The sequence below is a fragment of the Planococcus chinensis genome (assembly GCF_042681545.1).
Classification (GTDB): Bacteria; Bacillota; Bacilli; order Bacillales_A; family Planococcaceae; genus Planococcus; species Planococcus chinensis.
This window is the reverse complement of the sequence record NZ_JBHUFW010000007.1, coordinates 45,807-71,492: the sequence shown is the minus strand read 5'-3', so window position 1 is coordinate 71,492 and position 25,686 is coordinate 45,807. Positions and strand designations below refer to the sequence as shown.

The following is a 25,686-nucleotide window of genomic DNA, read 5'->3' as shown; positions in this document are numbered from 1 at the left end:
GTAAACCGATATTCCGCAAAACAGCTGCGCTTGCCGCGGGCTTGCGCCGAGCCAACTCGGGCTATGCGCCCGAGTGGATCTCGGCACTACGCTATTCCCGCAGGCGTCTCCGCTGTTTTGCTCCATATCTCAGAGATTTCTTATGAACCGGGTCCTAACTTGAACCTTTCTTTTTTAGAGAGCCTATCTAGCGCCGGCGCGTCCACGGGCTGGGCGAAGCCAGGAGACGAGTGTTCTTCTCGGCTCCTGGCGGGAGCCATGCCCAAAGCAGCCGAAGCGGTATATAGTTTGTTTCTTTTATTAACATATTCAAGAATTTTTCCAATAGCAAGAAAGCCGCCCATAGAACCATGGGCGGCTTTCTTTTGCATTCATTTAATGTCCGGTATGTTCTTCGACGTTTTTCATGCCTTCAGTGTCATCGCTGTCATCCGGAACGATTGATGCCGGGTCCGGATTTCCGACCGTCACTTCCTGTTTCGGCATGGCGTGCATCAAACGGGCGGTGGTGTGGGCCTGGATAAAATACAGGCCTTCTCCAAGTTCCGCTTCCGCTTCATAAACGCCGTCTTTTGTATGTTTCGCTTCGATCATTTCTGCGCCGTTGCGGTTTCCTGATTCCCAAACCTCAAAAATCACTTCGTCCGCGTCTTCCACAGTTTCTTCACCTTGCATGACGGAAGCCGACAAAAGCGTCGGCTCTTCAGCCTCGACTTTTTCCGGCGTCAAGATTTCCACTGTCAGCGGCTCGATGTTCCCGCTGCTAGCCGTCCCGCTTTCTTCGTTTCCACAGGCAGCGAGCAAGAGAAATACCAGCATCAACAGTGTCAGCTGTTTCATTTTCAAGGTCGTCTCCGCCCCTTCTTTTTCTGCCCGAGCTTTATTCAGCCAGTTTTCTCAATACCACGTCTGCCAATCCATCGATGAACAATGGCTGGACATTCGGCATTTCTGGGCGTCTGTATGTGGCGCCGATTTCATCGCATACCACTTTGCATTCATAATCATTATCAAACAGCACTTCCAGGTGATCCGCTACAAAGCCGACTGGCGTATAGACGAATGATGTATAGCCTTTTTGCTCGAACAGGTCGCGCGTCAAATCCTGCACGTCCGGCCCGATCCAAGGTTCCGGTGTCTGGCCGGCACTCTGCCAGCCGACTTCGTAGTTTTCAACGCCGGCTGCAGCTGCGATCAAGTCTGCTGTTTCCTTCAATTGATCCGGATAAGGGTCGCCATTGGCAATGATTTTCTCCGGCAAGGAGTGTGCAGAAACGATCAGGCACGATTTCGCACGCTCTTCGTCGCTCATTTCCGCAAACGCTGCACTTACTTTTTCGCTCCAATATTGGATGAACTTCGGCTCTTGGTACCAGCTTTCGACTGAAGTCAAGCGAATGCCCGCTTTTTCAGCCGCTTCAGCTGCACGTCCGTTATAGGACTTCACAGAGAACGTTGAAAAATGCGGTGCAAGGACGATTGATACAGCTTCTGTGATGCCGTCGCGGTGCATCGCTTCCACGCCGTCTTCGACAAATGGTTCGATGTGCTTCAAGCCCAAATAAACTTTGAACTCGATGTCATCCTGCACTTCGTTCAGGCGCGCTCCCAGGGCATCTGCCTGGTCTTGCGTGATTTTTGCCAGCGGCGACAATCCGCCGATCGCTTTATAGCGGCTCTTCAAATCTTCCAGACTTTCTTCGCTCGGCTTTCTGCCGCGCCGGATGTGTGTGTAATAACGTTCAATATCCGCTTCTTCGTAAGGCGTTCCATACGCCATCACCAATAAACCCATTGTCTTCTTCAAAGAAATCACCTCATAGGAATAGTTGTTGTTCGTCACTTGCCTGCTTTATGAGCAGCGCTGTATTCATGTACAAACGAAGTCAGGCGTTTCAGCGTATCCGGATTCACTTCCGGGAAAACTCCGTGCCCAAGATTGAAGATATAGCCGTCCTGCTGCATGCCCATGTCCAAGATCGCTTTCACGCGCTCTTCGATGATCGGCCAGTCCGCCAATAAATAAGATGGATCGAAATTGCCCTGCAAAGTTTTCGTCAAGCCCATTGCGCGCGCTTCGGAAATCGGCAGGCGCCAGTCGAGGCCGACTACGTCCACCGGAAGGTCATGCCATTCTTTCGCAAGATGGCTTGCGCCCACGCCGAAGATGATAAGCGGCACACCTTCTGTGCGGAGTTCCGCAAAAATCCGCTCCATGACCGGTTTGATGAAGATGCGGTAGTCTTCCACGTTCAATGCCCCGACCCATGAATCGAAGATCTGGATCACTTTGGCGCCTGCTTTGATCTGGGCTTTCACATAAGGGATGATGGTATCGGCTAGCTTGTCCATCAGCGCAAACCACATTTGCGGCTGTGACACCATCATCGCTTTTGTCTTGTTATAGCTCTTGGAAGGGCCGCCTTCAATCATGTAGCTCGCCAATGTAAACGGTGCACCGGAAAATCCGATCAATGGCACATTCAATTGTTCCTGTGTCAGGATGCGGATCGTCTCAAGCACGAACGGCACATCCTGCTCCGGATTGATCTCGCCGAGGCGTTCGATATCCGCCATCGTGCGGATCGGGTTATCGATGACCGGGCCGATGCCCGCTTTGATTTTCACATCCACGCCGATTGCCGGGAGCGGTGTCACGATGTCTTTGTACAGGACCGCCGCATCGACGTTGTACTGGTCGACCGGCAATTTCGTGACGTAGGCACAAAGCTCCGGCTGGTGGGTAATTTCCTCGAGGGAATATTTTTCTTTGATCTTCCGGTATTCAGGCTGCGAACGGCCAGCTTGGCGCATATACCAAGCAGGTACATGGTCGGTCTTTTCCCCGCGCGCCGCCCTCAAAAACGTATCATTGAATTGTGTCATTTCGTTATACATCCTTTCGATTCTTCTCATAAATCGTTCTATATCCGTATTTACTATAGACGCTCCGCATCCTATTGTATAGAATCCTTCTGCAAATGTCATAAATTAGACGCTTCTCACTTCACGCGTTTGCCATTTTGTGTTTCAAGCATTTTTTATAAGGGAAGGCTATATAATGAGAGACTTGTTGAGGAGGAATTCAAATGAACTTATTTATGACCACTGGAACGTACGATTTTATGAAAAAAATGCGCGAAAAGCACCCGGATGAAACGATGGTGCTGATGCAGGGCGAAAACACCACTCTCCTGCTGCATGAAACTGAAGGGAAAAGCATTTTTCAGACGCCGCGGCGCTATGAAGTTGTCGACGGTACCGGGACATTCAAGGAAAAAGGCTTTTTTGTCTTCAATAATATTCCGGTGACTGATGAAGGCCGACCGATTTTCGAGCACCGCTTCAAAAACCGTGCAGGCGCGATCGAGAACGAACCGGGCTATGTCGCTTTCCGGGTCTTGCGCCCGTTGGATTCCGACACTTACGTGGTATTGACCGAATGGGAATCCCCCGCTTTCTTCGAAAAGTGGAAAGAATCCCAGGCTTTCGCCAAAGCCCATTCAAATTCCGATGAAGCCCCGGCTGAAAAGCGCCAGCACATCTTCTCCGGCGCCTCGTATATCACGACCTATAAAGCAAAACCGGAAGAATGAAAATCCAGGCAGCCTTGAAAAAGGTTGCCTGCATTTTTAGATAGGAGGTTCCGCTTTGGTTTTCGTTTATTTTATTCTTGCCGCTGCAGTCACCGTTTTTGCCGCGATCAAACTATCGCAATACGCGGACGTCATCAGCGAGAAAACAGCAATGGGCGGCATGATGGTGGGTACGCTCCTGCTGGCAGGTGCTACATCGCTCCCTGAAATCTCCACCAGCATCTCCGCAGCCGCAATCGGCAATGCCGATATCGCGGTCGGCAACATGGTCGGATCCAATTTGTTCAATTTATTCATCTTGGCGATGTTCGACTTCCTGCTGCGACGCCGCCGCATTCTGGAGACCGCTTCCCGCGACCATGTGTATACCGCTTTGCTGGGCCTGTTGTTGACGGTGCTGGTCATCACGGCATTATGGCTGCGGATTGACGCATCGATCCTGGGAATCGGACTGGATGCGCTGATCATCGGGGCCGCCTACATCCTAGGCATGGTCCTCATCAACCGGCTGCCCAAGTCACAGCCCGAAGCGAACGTTGAAGTGCCCGAGACCGAACCGCGGAATCCGACCGCCGACCTGTCGGCAAAAGCGGCTCTTGCCCGCTTTGTGGTTGCCGCTATCATCATTCTCGGTGCCGGGACGGCCTTGTCGGTGCTCGGCGACCAAATCGCAATCATCACCGGCATCGGCTCGAGCTTTATCGGCAGCTTTTTGATTGCCGCTACGACTTCCCTGCCGGAAGCCATTTCCGTATTTGTCGCTTTGCGTCTCAGCAACGTCAATATGGCTGTCGGTGCCATTTTCGGCAGCAACGTCTTCAACATGATCATCCTGGCGCTGTCCGATCCTGTCTATACAGCGGGCCCCATCCTGTCGGCGGTATCCGGATCGCATATGATCATCGCAGTTGGCGTGTTCTTCATGACGATCCTGGCTCTTTTCTCGCTCGTCCAGAGAAAAACGATGTCAACCTTGACCTATTCGCTGCCGTCAATTGTGATCATTCTTATCTACTTTGTCGCTTCCTACCTGAATTTCACCTACTAAAAGGGCCAAGCGGCTCTTTTTTTGTGCTATCCTTTATTTATTCAGGATTTTAGGAATTGAAAGGGGTTTATCGAATGTTGGAAAAAATCTACGCAGAGTTAGATACAAGCTATGAAGAAATGGTGGACATCCGCAGGCATTTGCATATGCATCCGGAACCTTCCTTCAAAGAAACGAAAACCGCCTACTACATACGGCATTATTACGAACAGCTCGGTGTAGAGGTCAAACACGGCGTCGGCGGAAATGGGGTCGTTGCCACAATCCGCGGCAGCAAGCCCGGCAAGACCGTAGCACTCCGCGCAGACTTCGACGCATTGTCGATCGATGACCAAAAAGAGGTCCCTTACAAATCGACTGTCCCGGGCGTTATGCATGCCTGCGGCCATGACGGCCATACCGCCACCCTTCTGGTGCTTGGAAAAACCCTGCACATGATGCGCCATGAACTGGCCGGCACATACGTGCTGATCCACCAGCATGCTGAAGAAATCGCTCCGGGCGGAGCACAGGCGATGATCGAAGCGGGGGCGCTTGATGGTGTCGACGTCATTTTCGGCACGCATCTCTGGTCCACTTCCCCTTACGGCCGCATCGATTACCGCGTCGGACCGTTCATGGCGGCAGCTGACGCATTCGACATTCAAATCCAGGGGCGCGGCGGCCACGGCGCAAACCCGCACGAAACCAAAGACGCTGTTGTGATCGGCTCACAGCTTGTGACGAACCTGCAGCAATTGGTCGCACGCCGAGTGGATCCTCTCGAATCAGCCGTCCTTTCTGTCACATCGTTCGTTGCCGAAAATCCCTACAACATCATCGCTGATCAAGCGAAGCTGTCGGGCACCGTGCGCACTTTCACGGAAGAAAACCGCAATCTGATGGAGCAGGAAATGAAGCGCGTCGTTGACGGCACAAGCCTTGCAACGGACAGCAGCGCCGAGTTCAAATTCACACGCGGCTATCCGGCGGTAGTCAATCACGAAAAAGAGACCTTGTATTTGAGAGACATCGCAGCGAATGTACCAGGCGTCACCGAAGTATACGACGCTCCCCCGCAAATGGGCGGAGAAGATTTCGCTTACTATCTCCAAAAAGTACCGGGTACCTTCTTCTTTACAGGAGCACAGCCGGACGGTGAAGGATTCCCCCACCACCATCCGAAATTCGATTTCAAGGAAGAAGCGATGCTGATCGCTGCCAAAACCTTAGCAGCAGCTGCCATCAATTATCAGGAATAAAAAAGGAAAGCCCTTCGCATCAAGTGCGAAGGGCTTTTGCTGCTTGTTGAGGAAGATAGAAATTCCTTATCTTTTATAATGAAAAATCAAATTGACGACACGAGCTCTCAACTTATCAAGAGCTATTTAGCGCCGGCCCGTCCATGGGCTAGGCGAAGCTATGAGACGAGTGCCCTTCTCGGCTCATAGCGTAAGCCAAAGAGGTGCACAAAAGATTTTGGGCACCTCTTTTGCGACGAGCTTGCGCAGGAGCAATGCTCTTCCTGTTTCGAAGCTAGCGTAGCGATGCAGAAACAATGGTCTTTGCCCTTCCCTAAGCGACCGAAGCGGTGTAAAAAGTTGATCTTCTTTTATTAACCAATTTATAAAATGTTTCTCGACATTCTAGAAAACCCTTCACATTGAGTGCGAAGGGCTTTCTTCATTTCCGTTTTTTAGCGGAAGCGATTGTCACGGCAGAAACTGCAAGGACCGCTGCTATAATAATCAACGCAACCAAGGGCTCCCCTGCTGCGAATGAAGCTGCTCCAACGAGCAAGGCCTGAAGGACCTGCAACAGCAGGACAAGTTTCCTTACTGCCTGCTGCCTGCTGAAACGGCTCAGCGGGAACAGGTTGTCCATGCGGAAATACTGGGTCTGGTTCAGCCCCTGCCAGATCTGGATTGACGAGGCAAAGGCCAGTGCGGCTGCAAAGATCACTGCGGCAACCGGGAACGGGATTAGCCACACACCCGCCATGGAAATCACGGTGAGTCGCACCCAGAGATAGAACATTTCATCAGACCGAATGAACGTGCGCCAGACCAGATAATAATGGGCATTCTCCGGGCCTTTCCCGATGAATTTATACACCCAGTCCAGCCAGCGGCGCTCTTTGATCTTCCCTTTCAGATGAGGCACGTCGGTGAAATAATTGGCAAACTGATAAAAGCGCAGCATGCGGTTCTCCTCGAGCCCGATAAAGTGCTCATACGGAAACGGCTTGCCTGCCGCCTGCTGTTTCACCCACCTGCCATATAGAATGATGGCAAACAGCACCACAACGGCGATCACCAATTGGCCAATGACATACAAATATACAAAACCAAGGACAAGCGCAAAGCGGACAAGGCGGTCCAGCCACGCGTCGCGACCGGCGCGCGCTTTCCGGAACGCGTATTCCGTCTGGATGCTCCACCACTTCAATAGAAGGAGCAGAATCGGCAGACCGATCAAAAGTGACGACGGCAGCCCGTAAAGCGCATTGACCATCGGCAGCGAAACGATGAACGCCACGACCGGCAGAAGCAGCTGCGAGAAAAACGACCATTTCAAAGCCGGGTTCACATATTCATCGAGTTTGCTTTCGAGCGGCAGGAAATAAACCATATCCGCCGCTTTCAATAAGGACGACGGCGGGCTATAAGCGAGCAGCAGGCCGAATACCACAGCCAACAGCCAGGCGCCCGGAAAACCGGGCGGGACATTCTGGACCCAGTTGCTGTATGCATAGCCTGCCGCGCCAATGGCAAACAGCATGACGACCGCGATATGGCCAGTGACGATATATTTCATGTAATTTTGGACTTCTATAGTATATTTTTGGAGGCGACTGGACCACACTTCATGCAAGTTCTTCATTTGCAGCATCCTCAGTCATGGCAATATACAAATCATCCAGTGAAGCATCCGGCATCGCAAACGCTTTCCGGAGGTCATTCATTGTGCCCATCGCCCGCACCCGTCCGTTGTGGAGCAGGATGATGCGGTCGCAATAGCGCTCGGCAGTCGACAGGATATGGGTCGACATCAGCACCGAGGCCCCTTTTTTCTTTTGCTGTTCCATCTGGTCCAGCAGCGACTTGATGCCGAGCGGATCGAGCCCGACAAACGGTTCATCGATGATGTACAGTGCCGGGTTGATCAAGAACGCACTCATGATCATCACTTTTTGGCGCATCCCTTTAGAAAAGTGCGACGGGAACCAATTCAGCCGTTTTTCCATGCGGAATTCCTTCAACAGTTCAGCAGAACGCTTCTCGAACACCGCCGGTTCGATATTGTAGGCCATCGCCGTCAATTCCAGATGCTCGCGCAAAGTCAGTTCTTCATACAGAACCGGTGTCTCGGGTATGTAAGAAAACGAAGACCTGTATGCATCCATGTCTTCTTCGAATGTTTTGCCGTTCAGCCGGATTTCCCCGGACTGCGGCTGCATCAACCCGATGATGTGTTTGATCGTCGTACTCTTTCCGGCCCCGTTCAAGCCGATCAAGCCGACCAGTTCCCCTTTTTTGATAGAAAATGTCACGTCTTGCAGGACCGGTTTCCGTGTATAGCCCCCTGTCAGCGACTGGACTTCTAAAATTGCCAATCTCAACACCTCTTTCTCTTCGTTCATTGTATCAAATGTGGCGGATGATTTCTTTTCTGAAAATTATATATGGTAAACTGGAAAAAATGGAAAGGATGATGAAAATGAAGGATTGTATTTTCTGCAAGATCATAGCTGGCGATATTCCAAGCGTTAAGATTTATGAAGATGAACATGTCTATGCATTCATGGATATCATGCCGCTCTCCAAAGGGCATACATTGCTTGTTCCGAAAACCCACCGTGAATTTGTCTATGATCTTTCGCCCGCTGAAGCAGCCAACCTGTTCAGTGCGGCACCAAAAATCGCATCGGCCATAAACGAGACATTCCAGCCCGAAGGCATGAACCTGCTCAATAACAACGGTGCCAAGGCCGGACAGAGCGTCTTTCATTTCCACCTGCATTTCATCCCGCGCTACGGCGAAACAGACGGCTTTGGTGCAAAGTGGATGACGAAGGAAAAAGAGTTTACAGCCGAGCGCATCCAGGAGCTGGCTGAGCAAGTGAAAATGAAATTAACCCCCGCCACTTGATTTACCGGTCCGGAAGAGATAGAATCAGAATAAGTTTTTCGCCGGCGGCCACGAGGGCACGTCCGGGAGAAGCCAAAAACAAATAGCCTTGAGCTGAGGAGAGATGAGAAATGAATACGAAGAATTTGGTTTTAATGGCAATGCTGGTCAGTGTCGGTGCAGCACTTTATGTGATCATTCCGGGATTCAACGGCGGAATGAAGCCCGATTTCATGCTGACAATGATGTTTATCGGAATATTATTATTCCCTTATACAAAAAATGTTTTTCTGCTAGCGGTAACTACCGGTGTAATTTCAGGACTGTTTTCAACATTCCCGGGCGGATTTGTTCCGAACATCATCGATAAGTTCGTTACTGCTTTCGTCTTTTTGGCGGCAGTCTTGATCCTGAAGAAATATGCAGCAAAACTGCCGGCATCCATCGCATTGGCGGCTGGCGGCACAGCTTTATCAGGCGCGATTTTCCTGTCAGCAGCCATTTTTGTAGTTGGCGCGGATATCCCCTTCAGCGCATTGTTCGTGACTGTTGTGGTACCTGCGATGCTGATCAACGGAATTGCGTTCGGCTTGATCTACCCGATCGTCTTGACGCTGGTCAAACGTTCGAAGTTTGAAACGGCAGCAACCCAATCCGCTTAAACGCGCGGCGGCAAAGGGTTTGTTGTTCAAAGCTTTTCGGCGGAATACCGCCGAAAAGCTTTTTTCATTGAGCAGTCATTCATTTTTATGTTTTAATTAGGTGAAATAAAGGAAAAGAACGATATAGGACGAAAGGGGCGTTTTGCTAATGAAAGCATCGACATTTTTCTTAGGGCTTGCGACAGGCCTGGCCGCTGGAGCGGCAACCACATTATTTTCAGCACCCCAATCCGGGAAAGATCTTCGTACTTCGGTGAAGACGGCGTCATCCGATTGGAAAGATGACTGGAAAGAAAAAATGACGGATGTAAAAGAGAAAGTGAACGAACTCAAAGAATCGGTCAACAACTTGAAAGAAGAAACAAAAACGACCGTACCGGAAGCAACGAATGGCTTGAAAGCCTCAATGGAAACCTGGAAGGAAAGCACTGCTCCTGCAAAAGAGCATTTGCAGCTTGAAATCCTGGCCATCCAGAATGCAATTGAAGCTTTGCAGAACTCCATCAGCAAAGACAAAAAAGATAAAAACGACGCGCATGATGAAGACGAGTCGGTCAAAGTGATCGACCATTCATAAAAACAGCTGCCTTTTGGCAGTTTTTTTTATTCCAATTTTTTTATTTCAAATTTTTTTATTATTCGCACTTCATTATGTTTTGCTTTATTGCTATAATAAGGGAAAACATTAACGGGGAGAGTTGGTGCTTTTATGACCGAGCGCGATTATACGATGAAAGAAGCGATGATGTTCAGCCAAAGGATTGGCCAGTTGTCGAAAGCTTTATGGAAAGCCGTTGAAAAAGACTGGCAGTTATGGATAAAACCTTATGATTTGAATATCAATGAACATCATATTTTATGGATTGCCTATCACTTGAAAGGCGCCTCGATTTCCGATGTCGCCAAGTTCGGCGTTATGCATGTTTCCACCGCCTTTAACTTCTCAAAGAAGCTGGAAGAACGGGAATTGCTGGCCTTTTCAAAACGCGACACCGACAAGCGCAATACATATGTGGAATTGACTCCTAAGGGCGAAGAGCTTATGCAGGAGATGATTGAGAAATACCATGACACTCCCCATACCGTCATCGAAAGCTCGTTGCCGCTCCGAAGCCTGTACGGCAAATTCCCGGAATTCATGGATGTAATGGCCATTATCCGCAATATTTACGGCAATGACTTCATGGAGATCTTCGAAGCCTCTTTCAAAAATCTCGAGACAAAATTCAGCGAAGAAAACCACATCATTGGATCCGAGAAAAAGAGTGAAAACGCTCTCTAAAATTTAATATCACAGATGGTTGCAATTAGGTTGAAATCGTTGTATTGTATGTATCGACTCAAAAGAGAAATCGACTTTTAGGAGATGCAAACCAATGCATTGCTGGAAAACCATCAACGTGAAAAAACAATACGGCCACGACCGCCTTTACATGATGTCTGGACTTATAGCGCTCGGTGTTTTTATGAGCTTTTATATCATACTGAACATACTGTATTCCGATCCTCTTTCGGATCAGAACTTCCTGTTATTCATTGCGGCCATCCTTGCCATCTATCCGCTTCATAAGCTCTTTCATCTGCTGCCGCTTCTCGGCTGCCGGAAATGCATCCGTCTGATCGTCAAAAAACGGATGGGCATCCTGCCGCTCATTTCTCTGCACATCGATGAGCCGGTGCCAAAACTGCGTTTTCTCATGACCCTGCTTTCGCCGTTCCTGGTGATTAATTCAGTGATTGTTGTCATGAGCATGCTTATGCCGAGCTACAGCCATTATTTCGCTGTACTGCTCGCCTATCACAGCGGCTTGTGCTTGACGGATCTGATCTATATCCGCAACCTCGCCCATTCTCCAAAAGATGCACTGATTGAAGAAACAGAGACCGGATTCGAGATCCTTGTACCTGAAGCGATTGTCTAATCGTGTTTTTTCTCTCCGCATTTGCTATACTAGATGCTAAGTCAGAGGGGAGGAAATCCATGATTATCGCATTTGTAGTTATGTTTTCTGTGTTTTACCTGTTCCAGATCAACCGTATGACACTGGCACTCGTCACTTCTCGGGAAATTCCGGAAGAAAATCACCAGAAAATTTTCCGGACCATCAATATATTGATTACGATTCTATTAGTATCATTGTATGTAGGTGTAGAATTTACTCCATGAGTTCATTTGCCTTCGGCATCTGAACTTTTTTTTATAGGAAACTTTTTGATTTTTTAAACGTTTATGGTATAGTAACTACTGCATCTAGATAGAAAGTTGGGAGCGAATAAAATGAAGAAATCCATATTAACCCTGTCATTGGCTGCTTCTGTACTGGCCTTAGCTGCTTGCAGCGACAGCTCAGACGGTGAAGTGATTGTATCGTCAGAAGTCGGCGATATTTCAAAAGAAGACCTTTATGAAGAAATGAAAACATCGGTCGGCGACCAAGCGATCCAGATCCTTATGATCGAGAAAGTCCTTGCCGACAAATATGAAGTAACCGACGATGAAGTTGAAGCCGAATTCAAAAAAAATAAAGAAGAAATGGGCGACACGTTCGACCAATTCCTTGAACAGAACAACCAGACAGAAGAAAGCTATAAAAAAGTCATCCGCTTGAACCTGTTGCAGGAAAAAGCGTTGACAGACGGCGTCGAAGTGACGGATGAAGAAATCCAACAGCAATACGAACGCCAAGGCACGGAATTGAATGCCCGCCACATCCTTGTAGCGGATCAGGAAACTGCCGATAAAGTGAAAAAAGAATTGGATGAAGGCGGCGATTTCGCTAAACTTGCGGAAGAGTACTCCACAGACCCAGGCTCTGCAGCAAACGGCGGCGGCCTTGATTGGTTCGGAGCCGGTGCAATGGTCCCTGAATTCGAAGAAGCGGCATTTGCACTTGAAGTCGATGAAATCAGTGAACCTGTCCAATCGCAGCACGGTTTCCATATTATCCAGGTGACTGAAAAGCGCCAAGTGGAAGACCAGCCTGCCCTTGAAGACCAGAAAGAGCAGATCCGCTCTGACTTGGCAATGGCTAAAGCTGACCAGGCTGCTTTAGTGCCGAAAATCGCGGAAATGCTGAAAGACGCAAAAGTCGACATCAAAGATGAAGACTTGAAAGGCGCTTTGGATGAAATCATCAACGCCGAAGCAGCTCCAGCTCCAACCCAATGATCATAGAAAAACTCCCGTTCTCATGAACGGGAGTTTTTTTAGACAGCAGAGAAACCTTCGTTAGATAAGTTAATCAAAGAAATAAATTCTTCCCCGCTTCGGCCGCTTTGGGCATGGCTTTCGCCATGAGCCGGGAAAAGCACCCGTCTCATAGCTTCGCCTAGCCCCTGGACGCGCCGGCGCTGGTACAGTTCTTTGAAAGCCAAGACCTTACTTATTTAGCAGTGCTGTCTGAGATATGGAGCAAAACAGCGGAGAAAACCTTACTGCTTATACAGCACTTCGTGTTTCGTTGCCAAGCGCGCAGGAGCACACGGGTTTACGAAGCTGTTTTGCGGAATATCGGTTAAGAGACAAGCATTTTATATCTTTCTCAACGAGCTGAAAAACTCCCGTTCTCATGAACGGGAGTTTTTTTATTCAATCGTCGGTTTGTAGAAAGAACGGTTATCCAGTGGAAACAGCCGTTCCGTGAACTCGCCGGGTTTCGTTTTGCCGAGTGCGCGGTCAAGCATCATCATCTTCGCATCGATGTTATCGATATAGTGAAGGATTTCCGCTTCTTTGATCATCGGTTTTTTCGGGCTCCCCCACTCTTCCTTGCCGTGGTGCGACAACACCATATGCTGAAGCAGCAGGACTTCTTCCGAGTCGATTTCGAGTTCTTCTGCTGTCTTTTCAATTTCCGTCACCATGATGGAAATATGGCCCAAGAGATTGCCTTTGACTGTATAGGTTGTTGCAATCGGCCCCGACAACTCGAACACCTTGCCGATGTCGTGCAGAATGATGCCGGCATAGAGCAAGTCCTTGTTGAGCGACGGGTAGATGCCGATAAGGGCTTTCCCAAGCTGCAACATGGAAACAACGTGGTCAGCGAGTCCGGACACGTAATCATGGTGATTGCGGGTAGCCGCCGGGAATGTCAGGAACTGCTGCTGGTACTTTTTAAGAATATGGCGGGTGATCCGCTGAATATGCGGATTTTCCATCTCGAACAAATACTGCATCACTTCTTCGAGAAGCTCTTCCGTACTTTTCTCTGAAGATGGCATCAAATCTGCAATAGACTGGTTTTCTTCCGGCTTTGCCGGGCGGATGCTTTTGATGCGCAGCTGATTTTTGCCGCGGTAGCTATGGATTTCTCCGCCTACCCGGACAATCGTTTCAGCGGCAAACACCTTTTCGTGTTCATCCTTCGTATCCCATAATTTCGCTTCTATATCGCCGCTCTTGTCCTGCAGGACGAGTGACATGAAGGGATTGCCGGTTGTCGTAACCCCTTTGACGGATTGTTTGATCAGCAAAAACTCGTCGATCGTCTCGCCGACGGCGCGCTGGGTGATGCCTTTGGTCATGAATGGACACTCCTTTCAGTTGCTGCGACATCGATGACAGCGGCTTTTGGCCAAGCTTGCCGCATCGATTCATGGCAGGTGAAATATATGAACTGATGGTGCTGTTGCAGCTCTGTTATTAAGTTTATCACGTGCTGGAGCCGGCGGCGATCAAAATGGACGAACGGATCATCCATGATGATCGGAAACGGGTGGCTGTCCTTCATGGAGACTGCCAGTGAAAGTCGCAAGGAAAGGTAAGCCTGTTCTTTTGTCGCTTGGCTGAGCTCTGCTATATGGAAGCGCATGCCATCTTCCCTCACCGCTTCGAAGAAGCCATGGGGATTCATTTCAAGTGCGCTATAGGCATTTCCTGTCAGGGTGCTGAAGTAAGCCCTCGCCGCTTCAATCACTGCCGGCAGTTTCTTTTCTTTCAGTTCGCCGAGGGTCTGCCGGATCGCTTCGGTGATTGCTTTATCGACGGACCACCGCTTTGCCAGCTCGGCAAGCTCCACTTTCTGCTCCTCGTATTGCTGAAGTTTATCTTCGTATTCACCGCTCGAGAGCAGATTCTTTGCTGCCTGAAGCTTCTCCGCCTGTTCAGCAAGGAGGGAATTGCGCTCCTCTTTCAGCTCGGACCGCTTTGTTCCGAGTTCTTCCATGTGGACAGGAGCTTCTTCGCCCCGTATTTCCGGCAACTCGCCGATTGCTGCCAACTGCGCTTTGATCGGCGCCAGTTCTTTCCTCACGGCTTCAAGCTGCTCCTCATCGCTGCAGAGCGCGTAAAAGGCCTCCGGATTCTCCGCGCCGGCTTCTTCGAGTAGCACTTGCTGCTCCTGCCGGATCTGTTCCCCAAGTGCCTGGAGCGCATCCAGTTCTGCTTGCCTGGCTTCGGCTTTTTCGCGCTGCTTGACGGCTTGGTTATACTTTTCTTGCCTGCTCGCCAGTTCCCTCCGCAGAGCCGTGAAAAGCCCGTCTGAAGATAAGTGCATGCCGCAGGCGCTTTCCGCTTTTTGCAGCCATTCCCTCTCCTCGGACTGATACTTTTCAAGGTCTCGCTGAAGACTCGCGTTTGCCGAATGCAAGGCATGGATTTCCCGAAGTTTGGCAAAAAGCTCCACAATCGTTTTCCGACCGGTTTCCGGATGCAGTCCAAGGCGCACCAGAAATTGCCGGTAAGCCCCTTCAGCGGTTTCCTTTCGGGGTTGCTTGGAAAGCGAAGCGACCCGCTCTTTCGCGGCCTCCAATCCTTCCAGCAACTCATCCAGCCTCCGGTCCCAGCGGTCCAGCTTGTGGATCAATGCTTCGAACTCCGCTTCCCGCCCTTCGTAGGTAGATAGCAACCGGACGTATTCCGGTTGGAGGCTTTCTCCACCCTTTGTACTCCATAGCTGCCAGACACCTGCCCCGGCTGCTGCCAGGGCGATTGCTGCCAGCAAGTAGTTTCCCTGGACAGCGCCCGCTAAAGCCCCAAAAAGGCCGATTGCGATCAATCCAAGGCTGAGTTTCCGGGTATCCTGCCGATTACTGGCCCGGCTTGCCGCTTTGGCTTCTGCCAATTTCGGGACAGCCTCCATCCATTCTTCCGCTGCTGTGCGCTCTTGTTCCGAAGGCTCTCCTGCCAGAAAAAATTTCAGCTCTTTCTCGGTTTCGGCCAACTTCGCTTTTTCTTCTCCCAGCTTCCTCTCACGGAAACGGTTCTCTTCTTCTTCTTGGTCCACTTCTTCAATATGGGAAAGAAGCCGTTCTTCATTGTTCAGGGAAACGTCCGCCTGCATCGCTTCCTGAAGCTCCATGCCTACCAATGACAGGAGCCGGTTCTGTTCTGCAGAGATTTTAGCCGCTTCCTCCTGCCCCTTCCGAAGTGCAGATTGCAGCTGATGCCAGCCGGATTCCTCTTCCAACAGCCGTTCGAGCTGCTGCGTATCGGCTATCGCAGCGACGGTTGGCGGCACTGGATCCCTTTGGAGCAATGCAAGCTGAGACTGTACTTCCGAAAGCCGGTCCACCAGCCGATCCATTCTCCGGCGGCCATCCAACGGCATTTCAGCCGCCTTCAGCACAGCAGCCTCCGCCTGTAAAGCCTGGCATTTTTCGAGCAGCGGCGCCGCCTGAAGCCAGCGCTCGACCAATTTCATCTCCGAGTCGATTGCGGCTTCCTCCTCGAGGATGCCGGCGAGCCGGGCATCAATTTCACGGCTCCTGGAAAGATACGGTTCATATAATTCCATTTGGCTGCGGTGTTCTTTCAGTTCCGCCTCCAAAGCCCTCAGCTCTTCAACAGCCTGATTGATCTGCGGATTGCGCCCATTCTTTTTGAACACATCGCCCATTTCCTTTTCCAGGCGGCTTTCCAGTTTGCCGACCGCATCCATCCCGGTGGTGCCCGAAGCCAGCAGCGTCCGGCTCAACTCTTCTTCTGTCATGGACTCCAGCCCTTGCAACTCGTGGATGGAAAATGAAAACACCGATTCAAATGAAGCCCGGTCGTAGTCCCGCAAGATCGCCTTCAATTCGGCATCCGAACCGCGCGTGCCGTCTTCAAAGTAAAGGGTCACATCGCCTGCGGCTTTCCCTTTGATGCGTTCGATGGCCACGCGTCCGTAAACCGGATCGTTGATCAGCACCTGGCCGCCATACTTCCCGCCGTTCTTCGGTTCATAGCGGCGGAGATTCTGATTTTTTGCCGGATAGCCGAATAAAGTCTGGATGATAAATTGCTGGATCGTCGTCTTGCCAGCTTCGTTCGATCCGTAAAAAACCGACAGTTCGGGCCCTAATTCAATCGTCCGGTCTTGGTGCTTGCCGAAACCATAGATCGTTAATTTTTCGATTTTCATGAGTTCAACCCCATTCCAAGGCTTCGGCGGATTTTTTCGGCAGCGAGCGATTTGACTTCTTCTGCAGCGCCGGTTTCCAGCGGTTCCAAATACCGGCCGCTTTTGGGATGGCGATAAAGATCCTTCAATACGGTTTTCCAATCGCCGATTTCCCAGGAGTCCATTTTGGCGATGATTTCTTCCGCTATCGGCGACAGTTCGCCGCCTTCATTGCCGCGGGCTGCCGATACCCTTTGCACAAGCATAAACGTGTCCTGCGCCTCCACGCTCTCCCGGATTGCTTCCAACAGCTCTTCTTCCGGAATTTCCTGTATGAGTTCAAGAGCTTCAGCATCGAGATTGACCAGCTTCAACGCCAGTGCAGCCGGGCCGCACTGTTCCGCAAACCGGTTCGCGCTGCTGCTGCAGGCTTCCAGCAACTCGTTCATGTGCACAGCTCCGGAACAGTCCACTTCCACTTCATCGAATTGCAGAACTGAAGCCTGGATGAATTCCAGCTTTGCCCCGCTTTTTGACAGGCGCACATCGTAAAAGCCTTTTGTTCCGCTTTCCCCCCGGTGCCGCCCTTGCGTGTTTCCTGGATAAACGATAGGAGGGTCGGCGTGCAGTTCCTGCCGCTGGTGGATATGGCCAAGTGCCCAATAATCATAATTTTTCTCCAGCAGCTGGTTTTTCGTAAACGGTGCATAGACCGCATGCGCAGTTTCCCCTTCCAGGCTGCCATGGAGCATTCCGATATAAAAAGCGTCCCTGTTTTCTGCCGGAAGATATTCTTTTACTTTCGATTCCTTGACATGCCGCTCCCCGTAGCTGAATCCTGAAATCGCCACATCCATACCGCGTATGGCAAGCGTTTTCCGGGATACTTCAGCACCGAAAACATGCACGTTCGACGGCAGCTCGAAACGTGTCCATTTCCCGCTCAAATGGTCGTGGTTGCCGTGGCTGATCAGGACAGGAATGCCCTCATCGGCCAGGCGCTGCATCCCGGTCTGGAACCGGTGCTGCGCGCGCAGGCTGCGGTTCTCCCCGTCATAGATATCTCCCGCAACCAGCAGGAAATCCGGGCGCTGTTCCACCGCATAATCGACCAGCCGGTCAAATGCCAGCAGCGTACTGTCCTTCAATCTTTTCCATTGTTCTTTCTGCAAGCCTTTCATGCCGGTGAACGGGCTTCCTAAATGCAGATCTGCCGTGTGAATAAATCGAATTTCCTTCATGATTAAGCTCCTTCGAAAACCGAATATTTGTTCTTATATTACCATGTGCGCTGGCGAAAAAAAACTGCCAGCCGAAAACTTCCGGCTGACAGCGGCAACTTTATTTATTTTCCCCAAGCCGGATGGCTTTGCGGATGTCCTTCAGGGACTGCGATGGGCCATACATCAGGACGCCGCCGCGGTAGACCCGCGCGCCAATCCATCCCAGCACGCCAATGGTCGCCAGCATGAGGGCGATGGAAAGAAGCGGTTCCCACAAAGGGATCTCCAGCATGCCGACCCGCAAAAACATCACGAGCGGAGCGAAGAACGGGATATAGGAAGCGACCGTGACATATGTCGCTTCCGGTACCGCAATTCCGGAGAACGCGATAAATGAAGCGATGATCACGAGGAACATCATCGGCAGCATCAATTGCTGCACATCCTCCGTCCGGCTGACAAGCGAGCCGAGCAGCGCTGCAAGCACAGCATACAAAAAGTAGCCTAATAAGAAAAACAGGATGGCGAACAGGAACGTGCTGATTTTAACGTCTGAAAACCCGAACACATCAGACATTCCGCCGCCCAGTTCTGTTCCGGCTGTTTTGATCGCCAAATAGCCGGCTGCTCCGAATACAGCCATTTGAAGAATGCCGAGCGTCCCGATTCCGGCAATTTTTGCAAACATATGCTTGACCGGCGAAACGCTGGAAATGAGGATTTCCATGACCCGTGAGGATTTTTCATTCGCCACTTCCATGGCAATCATATTCGGGTAATAGATGACTGCTACATATATAAGCAAAATCAGGATATACACAAGCCCGCGCGACTGGTTCAGTTCCTCCTCGGACTTGGACGATGCGGACACCGCTTCCCTTTCAAAAGCAACAGGGGCAAATAATTGGGCCACTTCCGCACCCTCCAGCCCGAGCTGTTCGGCTGCCAGAACCGTCTGCAGGGACTGGACGGCCTGCTCGACCGCTCCCGCACTGCCCATTCCGTTTGCCGACTCCGAAACGTACCTTGCGCTCAATTGGCCTTCTTGCTGCAATTCCAGGAATGCCTGGATGCTTCCATCCGTGATGCCTTCACGCAATTCGGCTTCCGTCTTCTCTGCCGGCACAGCTTCGACCGGACTGCCGGCCGCAGCCAATTGCTCCTGCAATAACGGCAAGAGTTCTCCAGAAGAATCGATGACGTGCAGCACGTCCGTTTCATCTTCTTCCCCGTCCACCAGTGCGATGATATTCGATAGATTCGCCAGCAGGAAAAATGAAGCTGCTACGACAAGGGTCGTAATAATAAACGATTTGGTGCGGGCCTTGGTCAGGAAAGCCTGCTTGAAAATGATCCAAAAACTATGCATACGCTTTCCCTACTTTCGCGATGAAAATTTCCTCCAAGGTCGGTTCCTCGATGGCAAAATGTCGGAGCGGCCCCAGCTTCATCGCTTCCTCCAAGATCCGCTGTGCTGTTTCTTCCTGGCCGATCCGGAACAGGGCTCCGTCATGCGTTTTTGTGAAGCCTTCCACGCCTTGCAAGCCTCCCAGGCGGGAGAGGTCGGCATCCATCTTGAGACGGACATTCTGTTTGCCGAAAGAGCGTTTGACGTCCCGGATCGATCCACTGACGACCACTTTCCCCTTATCCAGAATGCTCATATCGTCACAAAGTTCCTCTACATGATCCATGCGATGGCTCGAGAACACGATGGTGGCTCCTTGCTTCTGAAAATCCAGGATGGCGGACTTCAGCATTTCCACATTGACCGGATCCAGTCCTGAGAATGGTTCATCGAGAATCAGCAAAGAAGGTTTATGTATCAATGAAGCGATCAGCTGGATTTTCTGCTGATTCCCTTTGGACAGCTCCTCCACTTTTTTCTGGGCATAATGCGGAACTTCAAACCGCTCCAGCCAGCGATGGGCTTCCCGCTTCGCATCAGCCGCCGGCATTTGGCGCAGCTGCGCCAAATACACAAGCTGCTCTTCCACTTTCATTTTCGGATACAGTCCCCGCTCTTCCGGCAAATAGCCGATTTTCGGGCTGCTTTCATATGTAATCGGCTTGCCGTTCCAGGTGATCGTTCCGCTGGTCTGATTGAGCAGCCCGAGAATCATCCGGAACGTTGTGGTTTTCCCTGCGCCGTTCGCCCCAAGAAAGCCGTACATCTGGCCTTGGCCGACCTGCAGCGTCAGATTGTCTACCGCGGTAAAGCTGCCGAATTGCTTTGTAGCATTTTCCACTCGCAACGCCATTTTCCATTCCCCCTTTTCTTCTTATACGGCATGGCGCTTGAAATGTTTCACAAATCGGAGGACTTTTTTCTGGAAAACGGCTATACTGAAAATGAATAACCATTCAGAAGGAGTTGTCCCTGCATGAGAACGTATAAATTGACTGCCTTTGAAAAAACGGGCGAACTGATCACCGAAGAGTCATTCACTGCTGAAAACGACAGCCAAGCAAAAGAAAAAGGCCAAGCGCTTCTGGAAGAAAAATCACTTCTCGAGAAAACACACCGGGTCGTTTCGCCGGAAGGCAAGCTCGTGCTATTCCATTCATAACTTGAAGACAAGCAAAAGGTGTATTGGAGAAGACTCCAATACACCTTTTTACTGAAAGTGCATTTATACAAAAGAATATTTATTTGTCTTAAAGAATCATTAGCCATTTAAGAATAGCTGTACCGCATCCTCCACTTCAGGCGGACGCTTTCCGCGGGCTCGCGCCGAACTAACTCGGACTGGCGTCCGAGTGGATTTCGGCACTTCGCTGTCCCGCTGGAGTCGCCGCCTTCCGTTTCGGACTTGAAGCCAGCAGCTTGTACTCAGCAGGTCTAAGCAGAATCAGTATCCTAACCTCATCTTTTAGATACAGGCGACGCTCCCGACCGGGTTGGCCAAGAGACTCCTGTGGGGTCAGCTCGAGCTGAAGACCCTGGACTGAGCGAAGCGAGGGAAGCGAGGGAAGCGAGGGAAGCGGCTGAAGCCGAGCCCACGGAAAGCGAAATGGCCAGCCCGGTCGGGCTTATGCATCTCTTTCCACTTAAATTAGATTTTGTTTACAGTCTGAAGCAAAAGGTGTATTGGAGAAAATTCCAATACACCTTTTGCTGTAATCTCTTCTTTCCCAGCTTACTTCAAAGTCAGTTCCCTTTGAACACCGGTTTCCGTTTTTCGACGAAGGCCTGGATGCCTTCGAGGTGATCGCTGCTTTTGCGCATTGCGGATTGGGCAGCGGCTTCCATTTCGAGCACTTTTGCCAGTTCTTCGGTCTTTGATTGGTGGAGGATTTGCTTGCTTGCCAGTTTTGCCCGAATCGGCGATTGGAGTGATTGGCTGGCATATGCTTCCGCGAATTCCATCGCGCGGCCTTCCGCCGTCACTTCTTCTATCAGGCCTTTTGCAAGTGCATCATGGGCTTTCAGGATTTGTCCGGACCAGATCAATTGCTTGGCCTTCGGTACCCCTACCCGCTCTTTCATGAAGAAATGGCCGCCGCCATCGGGCACCAAGCCGATGCCGATGAAATTCATCGCCAGTTTGCTATTTTCCTCCGCGATGACATGGTCGCAGGCAAGCGCCATGCTGAACGCGAGCCCGGCTGCTGCGCCGTTGATCGAAGCGATCGTAATCTGCGGCAACGTATACAGCGCTTTTGCCAGCCGGGTAACGTCTTGCATGACGTGGTCGATATCCATCGGATTGTCCGGATCCATCATTTCTTTGATGTCCCCGCCTGCCGAAAATGCCCGGCCTTCGCCATGCAGGATGAGCACTTGGAGCGAGTCTTCCTGATGGAGCGATTCAAAGCAATCCCCAAGTTCTTTCATCATCTTGCCGTTCATCGCATTCATCGCCTGCGGGCGGTTCAATTTCAAGTAGCCGGTACGGCCTTGTTTCGTCAACTCAATTGTTTCATACATACAAAAAGACACCCCTTCGTAAAATGAATTGTCATTCATCTTTACGTATTCGGTGTCTTCTTGGCAATATCCTTTATTTAAATGGAAATTACATGGATTCGTATAGCGATTGAACCGGTTTGATCAATACGCGGTTGACTTCGTCGATGATCTGGCTGAGGCCCATTTCGGCTTCAAGCATCGCCAAGATCTTCGGGTTTTCCTGTGCCGCTACTGCAGTCGCTTGCGCATCCATCATTTCCTGCTCTGTGATTTCTTCGCCTTGCGCCTGTTTTTGCTGAAGTGTGATTTGCAAATCACGGAAATTCTTGAACAATTCGTTTGAAGCGCTGTCAGCTGTCACTTCTTCGACTGCTTTCTGCAATTTCGTGAATTCCTCTGTGCTGCGGAACGTGCTTTCCAATTTGTTGATATCGTCGTAAATGTTTACTGCCATTAAAATCATTCTCCTCTTTTTATAGATTCAGCCCTATAGCTACAAACCCTTGGACTATGCCGATCAGTCCACCAAGGAGAGCGCCAAGCACTGTGATCATTTTCAGCTCACGCCGCGAGATGCCGAGCACAAGCTCTTCAAGCCGGCTGAGTTCAAATGAATCGACTTGCTCTTTCACCATGCTTTCAAGATTGATCTTGCGCAAGGCTTCTTCCAATCTGACTTCCCCTTGTTCAAAGATGAAATCCGTCACAAGCGGAGTCAGGTGTTCCCTTGTCCATTCTAACCCTGTTGGCCAAGTCTCTGCAAGTGTCGCATCCAAACGGCGCCGGACATTGACTGTTTCTTTGACATACTGCTTGACGGATTCTGCAGCCGGATTGAAATCGAATTCCTTTAGAAGGTCATCGGCTTTCTTATCCTGAAACTTTTCCCACTCGCCGTATGCGAGCGAAGCGACAGTCTCGAATGTTTTCGGGGAATTGAGGAATTTGACGATTTCCGGTTGGATGCGGTCGATGATCGGGCGTGATTCCCCAAGCAGCGACTGCAGCACGGAACCGAACCGTCCGCGGGAAGCTAAAAATTCTTCAAAAAAGGTTTTGATTGTCTGCCGCCCTTCGAACGAAACGAAATAATCGGTCGCTTGGTCGATTGCGTATTTTACGCCGTGCATCATTTTATGCTCAGCTTCCGTTTTCCAGTTTTCCGGGAGCAGTTCCCGGACCGTCTTCCCTTCAATGTATCCACGGAGCGAGGCTGACTGGCGGTCGACCAATTCATCCAGCTTGGCTTCGATCTTCCCTTCCATCCCTTCCTGATTGGCTATCAGAAGCCAGTCGTTCAATGAACGGCTCGACTGAAAGGCATGCGTAGCAAGCTGGCGCTGGATCCAATTTTCGGTACGTGTGCGCATCTCGTCATTCAAAAAACGCTTCTTGAACGTTTCTGGCGTCAGCAAATGGTCGACGATGGTCCGGCCGAGCTGCGTGGAAAGTTCATCCCGGCGCTTCGGGATAAGACCCGGGGTGAACGGCAATCGCCACTTGCCGAGATAAAGCGTCTTGTAAGGGCGGAACAGCATCTTGATGGCGATAAAGTTGGTGAATCCACCAATGATCGCGCCGATCAGCGCCATGAAAAGCAAGGTCAAAAATATATTCAATGGGTTCACTCATTTCTTTTTCATCTTTGTCAATCCTTGCAAATCCCTTTATAATAGAAGAAACACAAAGGAGGATTCGCATGCTGCAGCATTTCAAATTCAAGCCGATGTTCGACAACGCCCAATTGCCTGGCTGGAACATCTCTTTTTTCTATAAGAACGAACGCATCGCGGGCGAATATCATCCGGACGGCCGCATCACCTGGCTGACGAATCCGCCGCAGGATGAAGAAACCGTAAAAACCATGATCCATGAGCTGATGCTCTTCCATGTATACGATTGAAGCGCTGGAAAGTTTCCGGCGCTTTTTTATATCCGCTTTTCCATTATAGGTAAAGGGCTGGATTTTTAACAGCAATTGCATTGCACGAACCAAAGATTGAACAGGTTCCTATCCGGGATAAACCGGATTGCATAAAAAAGGGAATGTCCCCTTACCCGACTTGCTGGGTAGAGGACATTCCGGATTGGATCTTGTACATCTGGTAATACTGGCCGCCGAGTTTCATCAATTCCTCATGGGAACCGGATTCGGCAATCTCCCCGTGGTCCAGCACCAAGATGCGGTCTGCATTTTTGATGGTCGACAAACGGTGGGCAATGATAAATGTTGTACGGCCCCTTTTCAGCACGTTCATGGCATGCTGGATGATTTCTTCTGTTTCTGTATCAATGTTCGAGGTGGCTTCATCCAAAATCAGGATAGCCGGATCGAACGCCAGCGCACGGGCAAATGAAACCAATTGCCGCTGGCCGGATGACAGGGTGCTTCCTTTTTCAACGACCGGTTCATCGATGCCACCCGGCAAGTGTTTGAGTACACGTTCGCCGCCGACCGCTTCCAGTGCTTCTTCGACCCGCTCGCGCGTAATGCGCGGATCTCCAAGGGAAACATTCGACTCGATCGTGCCTGTGAACAGATACGGATCTTGCAGAACGATTCCCATATGGTCGCGGACCGACTGGCGGGACATATCATTGATATTTTGGCCATCAATGGTGATCCGCCCTTTCGAAACGTCATAGAAGCGCAGGAGCAAGTTCATGATGGAACTCTTCCCGGAGCCCGTATGGCCGACAAGCGCCACGGTCTCCCCTTGGCTCGCTTCAAACGAAATATTCTTCAGGACATATTCCTCTTTCTCATAGGCGAACCAGACATCTTCAAACCGGACATTGCCGCGGTAGCGTGCGATTTTTTCATCGCTGACCGGTTCTCCGGTGCGGTCCAGCAGGCGGAATACCCGCTCCGCTGCAACCAATGCCTGTTCCAGGCGCGAAAATTGGTTGACGATGCCGCTGATCGGATTGAACAGCCGGATGATATAGTCGATGAATGCGTAAAGCACACCCACGGTAACTGCGGTCTCCCCTGTCAGTGAACCGGTTCCGAAATAAGCGATGAACAGGATGAAAATAAGGGAGCGCAGGACGCCGACCATATTATGGGAAGCAGTCGCTTCCAGAATCAGCAATTTCTGCTGAAACTTGTAATGTGTATTGTTCAGCTCTTCAAACTCGTTTTTCATTTGCTTTTCATTGCGGAACGCCTGGATGATGGTCATCCCTTGAATCGATTCGTTGATGATGGCATTCATATCGCTCAATTTTTCACGGACGACATGGTTGTATTTTGAAGCGTATTTCCGGTAGATGAGCATCCAGCCATAGAGCATCGGAAGCAGTACCAGCATCATCGCTGCAAGCTTCCAGTCCAGGTAGAACAGCGCAGCATAGATGCCCGCCAAGTACATGAAGCTGGTCGCGAATTGGGAAAAGACCGTAAAGAACAATTCACGGATGGCTTCCGTGTCGTTGGTGATGCGCGATACCACTTTGCCCGCCGGCAAGTCGTCGAAATAGCGAATCGGCAAAGTCTGCACATGTTCAAACACATCGTTGCGCATTTTGCGGATGATGCGGTTCGCCCCTTTTTGGAGGAAGATGAACTGCAAGTAGCGGAACACAGCCGCTACGATGCCGGAAGCCAAGAAGACGGCCAGCAAAAGCGCAATCGGTTCAAAATCCACTTGCTCCTGTGCGGGAGCGATGTGGTTGTCGATGATTTCTTTGGCAATCAACGGCGCTGCGAGATCCGCTGCGACAGCGATTGCCAGGAGCACAAGCCCCCATATCAATATTCCTTTAAAAGTCATGGCGTACTGGACTAGACGTTTTCCTGTTCCCAT

The 25,686-nt window shown here is 50.5% G+C and carries 26 protein-coding genes; 12 read left to right on the top strand and 14 right to left on the bottom strand.

From position 1 onward, the window contains the following. Positions 1–375: 375 nt before the first annotated feature. The 3 genes from ACFSDB_RS10295 to hemE are packed head-to-tail and all read right to left on the bottom strand — an operon-like array spanning position 376 to position 2,886. Complete coding sequence (locus ACFSDB_RS10295) at positions 376–840, bottom strand: FixH family protein (protein WP_204893128.1); 465 nt, start codon at positions 838–840, stop codon at positions 376–378. Positions 841–880: 40 nt separating this feature from the next. Further along, positions 881–1,795: a ferrochelatase gene (hemH, locus tag ACFSDB_RS10290; protein WP_204893127.1), complete on the bottom strand. Its 915-nt coding sequence runs from the start codon at positions 1,793–1,795 to the stop codon at positions 881–883. Between the two features lie 44 nt (positions 1,796–1,839). Beyond that, complete coding sequence (hemE, locus tag ACFSDB_RS10285) at positions 1,840–2,886, bottom strand: uroporphyrinogen decarboxylase (RefSeq protein WP_204892998.1); 1,047 nt, start codon at positions 2,884–2,886, stop codon at positions 1,840–1,842. A 203-nt stretch (positions 2,887–3,089) separates the two neighbouring features. Between hemE and ACFSDB_RS10280 the strand changes: the two genes are divergently transcribed. From ACFSDB_RS10280 to ACFSDB_RS10270, 3 genes are all read left to right on the top strand, one after another. Then, positions 3,090–3,596 (top strand): antibiotic biosynthesis monooxygenase family protein, encoded by a 507-nt coding sequence (locus ACFSDB_RS10280; protein ID WP_204892997.1) that lies wholly within the window; start codon positions 3,090–3,092, stop codon positions 3,594–3,596. 55 nt (positions 3,597–3,651) lie between these two features. Beyond that, a complete protein-coding gene (locus tag ACFSDB_RS10275; RefSeq protein ID WP_204892996.1) occupies positions 3,652–4,644 on the top strand; it encodes a sodium:calcium antiporter in 993 nt (330 codons plus the stop codon). Between the two features lie 74 nt (positions 4,645–4,718). Then, entirely contained in the window at positions 4,719–5,885 is a 1,167-nt protein-coding gene (locus ACFSDB_RS10270) for an amidohydrolase (RefSeq protein WP_204892995.1), read from the top strand. Positions 5,886–6,306: 421 nt separating this feature from the next. On the opposite strand, the gene ACFSDB_RS10265 is transcribed toward ACFSDB_RS10270, so the two are convergent. Then, positions 6,307–7,506 carry an ABC transporter permease gene (locus ACFSDB_RS10265; RefSeq protein ID WP_204892994.1) on the bottom strand — a complete coding sequence of 400 codons (1,200 nt, stop codon included), beginning with the start codon at positions 7,504–7,506 and terminating at the stop codon, positions 6,307–6,309. Further along, complete coding sequence (locus tag ACFSDB_RS10260; RefSeq protein ID WP_204892993.1) at positions 7,490–8,239, bottom strand: ABC transporter ATP-binding protein; 750 nt, start codon at positions 8,237–8,239, stop codon at positions 7,490–7,492. Before ACFSDB_RS10260 ends, ACFSDB_RS10265 begins: the two co-directional genes overlap by 17 nt. 104 nt (positions 8,240–8,343) lie before the next feature. Here ACFSDB_RS10260 and ACFSDB_RS10255 point away from each other — a divergent pair, with 104 nt between their 5' ends. From ACFSDB_RS10255 to ACFSDB_RS10225, 7 genes are all read left to right on the top strand, one after another. Continuing rightward, a complete protein-coding gene (locus ACFSDB_RS10255) occupies positions 8,344–8,775 on the top strand; it encodes an HIT family protein (protein WP_204892992.1) in 432 nt (143 codons plus the stop codon). A 110-nt stretch (positions 8,776–8,885) separates the two neighbouring features. Further along, positions 8,886–9,416, top strand: coding sequence for a tryptophan transporter (locus ACFSDB_RS10250; RefSeq protein WP_204892991.1), 531 nt, complete (start codon positions 8,886–8,888; stop codon positions 9,414–9,416). Positions 9,417–9,564: 148 nt separating this feature from the next. Continuing rightward, positions 9,565–9,993 carry a YtxH domain-containing protein gene (locus ACFSDB_RS10245; protein ID WP_204892990.1) on the top strand — a complete coding sequence of 143 codons (429 nt, stop codon included), beginning with the start codon at positions 9,565–9,567 and terminating at the stop codon, positions 9,991–9,993. Between the two features lie 132 nt (positions 9,994–10,125). Further along, positions 10,126–10,698, top strand: coding sequence for an HTH-type transcriptional regulator Hpr (locus ACFSDB_RS10240; protein ID WP_204892989.1), 573 nt, complete (start codon positions 10,126–10,128; stop codon positions 10,696–10,698). A gap of 94 nt (positions 10,699–10,792) precedes the next feature. Continuing rightward, positions 10,793–11,338: a DUF3267 domain-containing protein gene (locus ACFSDB_RS10235; protein ID WP_204892988.1), complete on the top strand. Its 546-nt coding sequence runs from the start codon at positions 10,793–10,795 to the stop codon at positions 11,336–11,338. Between the two features lie 59 nt (positions 11,339–11,397). Then, on the top strand, positions 11,398–11,583 hold the full coding sequence (locus ACFSDB_RS10230; protein WP_300991993.1) for a hypothetical protein: 186 nt from the start codon (positions 11,398–11,400) through the stop codon (positions 11,581–11,583). Positions 11,584–11,694: 111 nt separating this feature from the next. Next, positions 11,695–12,585: a peptidylprolyl isomerase gene (locus ACFSDB_RS10225; RefSeq protein ID WP_204892987.1), complete on the top strand. Its 891-nt coding sequence runs from the start codon at positions 11,695–11,697 to the stop codon at positions 12,583–12,585. 416 nt (positions 12,586–13,001) lie between these two features. Here the strand turns inward: ACFSDB_RS10225 and yhaM are convergent, their stop codons facing one another. The 5 genes from yhaM to ACFSDB_RS10200 all read right to left on the bottom strand — a co-directional run bounded on the left by yhaM (position 13,002) and on the right by ACFSDB_RS10200 (position 20,225). Continuing rightward, positions 13,002–13,943, bottom strand: coding sequence for a 3'-5' exoribonuclease YhaM (yhaM, locus tag ACFSDB_RS10220; RefSeq protein WP_204892986.1), 942 nt, complete (start codon positions 13,941–13,943; stop codon positions 13,002–13,004). Next, positions 13,940–16,762, bottom strand: a complete 2,823-nt coding sequence (locus tag ACFSDB_RS10215; RefSeq protein ID WP_204892985.1) for an ATP-binding protein — start codon at positions 16,760–16,762, stop codon at positions 13,940–13,942. The genes yhaM and ACFSDB_RS10215 overlap by 4 nt, the downstream gene beginning before the upstream one ends. Then, the gene (locus ACFSDB_RS10210) at positions 16,759–17,982 is read right to left on the bottom strand and encodes a metallophosphoesterase family protein (protein WP_204892984.1); all 1,224 of its coding nucleotides are present in this window, start codon (positions 17,980–17,982) and stop codon (positions 16,759–16,761) included. The genes ACFSDB_RS10215 and ACFSDB_RS10210 overlap by 4 nt, the downstream gene beginning before the upstream one ends. Positions 17,983–18,082: 100 nt before the next feature. Further along, complete coding sequence (locus ACFSDB_RS10205; RefSeq protein ID WP_204892983.1) at positions 18,083–19,333, bottom strand: ABC transporter permease; 1,251 nt, start codon at positions 19,331–19,333, stop codon at positions 18,083–18,085. Next, positions 19,326–20,225 carry an ABC transporter ATP-binding protein gene (locus ACFSDB_RS10200; RefSeq protein WP_204892982.1) on the bottom strand — a complete coding sequence of 300 codons (900 nt, stop codon included), beginning with the start codon at positions 20,223–20,225 and terminating at the stop codon, positions 19,326–19,328. Before ACFSDB_RS10200 ends, ACFSDB_RS10205 begins: the two co-directional genes overlap by 8 nt. 123 nt (positions 20,226–20,348) lie before the next feature. On the opposite strand from ACFSDB_RS10200, the gene ACFSDB_RS10195 reads away from it, so the two are divergent. Further along, positions 20,349–20,534, top strand: a complete 186-nt coding sequence (locus ACFSDB_RS10195; protein ID WP_204892981.1) for a YhzD family protein — start codon at positions 20,349–20,351, stop codon at positions 20,532–20,534. A gap of 581 nt (positions 20,535–21,115) precedes the next feature. Here ACFSDB_RS10195 and ACFSDB_RS10190 read toward each other — a convergent pair. The 3 genes from ACFSDB_RS10190 to ACFSDB_RS10180 all read right to left on the bottom strand — a co-directional run bounded on the left by ACFSDB_RS10190 (position 21,116) and on the right by ACFSDB_RS10180 (position 23,505). After that, positions 21,116–21,895, bottom strand: a complete 780-nt coding sequence (locus tag ACFSDB_RS10190) for an enoyl-CoA hydratase (RefSeq protein WP_204892980.1) — start codon at positions 21,893–21,895, stop codon at positions 21,116–21,118. An 88-nt stretch (positions 21,896–21,983) separates the two neighbouring features. Next, on the bottom strand, positions 21,984–22,331 hold the full coding sequence (locus ACFSDB_RS10185) for a YlbF family regulator (RefSeq protein WP_204892979.1): 348 nt from the start codon (positions 22,329–22,331) through the stop codon (positions 21,984–21,986). A 19-nt stretch (positions 22,332–22,350) separates the two neighbouring features. Further along, positions 22,351–23,505: a DUF445 domain-containing protein gene (locus ACFSDB_RS10180; RefSeq protein ID WP_377339981.1), complete on the bottom strand. Its 1,155-nt coding sequence runs from the start codon at positions 23,503–23,505 to the stop codon at positions 22,351–22,353. A gap of 71 nt (positions 23,506–23,576) precedes the next feature. Here ACFSDB_RS10180 and ACFSDB_RS10175 point away from each other — a divergent pair, with 71 nt between their 5' ends. Beyond that, on the top strand, positions 23,577–23,780 hold the full coding sequence (locus ACFSDB_RS10175; protein ID WP_204892978.1) for a YheE family protein: 204 nt from the start codon (positions 23,577–23,579) through the stop codon (positions 23,778–23,780). Positions 23,781–23,931: 151 nt separating this feature from the next. Here ACFSDB_RS10175 and ACFSDB_RS10170 read toward each other — a convergent pair whose 3' ends face one another. After that, a complete protein-coding gene (locus ACFSDB_RS10170) occupies positions 23,932–25,686 on the bottom strand; it encodes an ABC transporter ATP-binding protein (RefSeq protein WP_204892977.1) in 1,755 nt (584 codons plus the stop codon).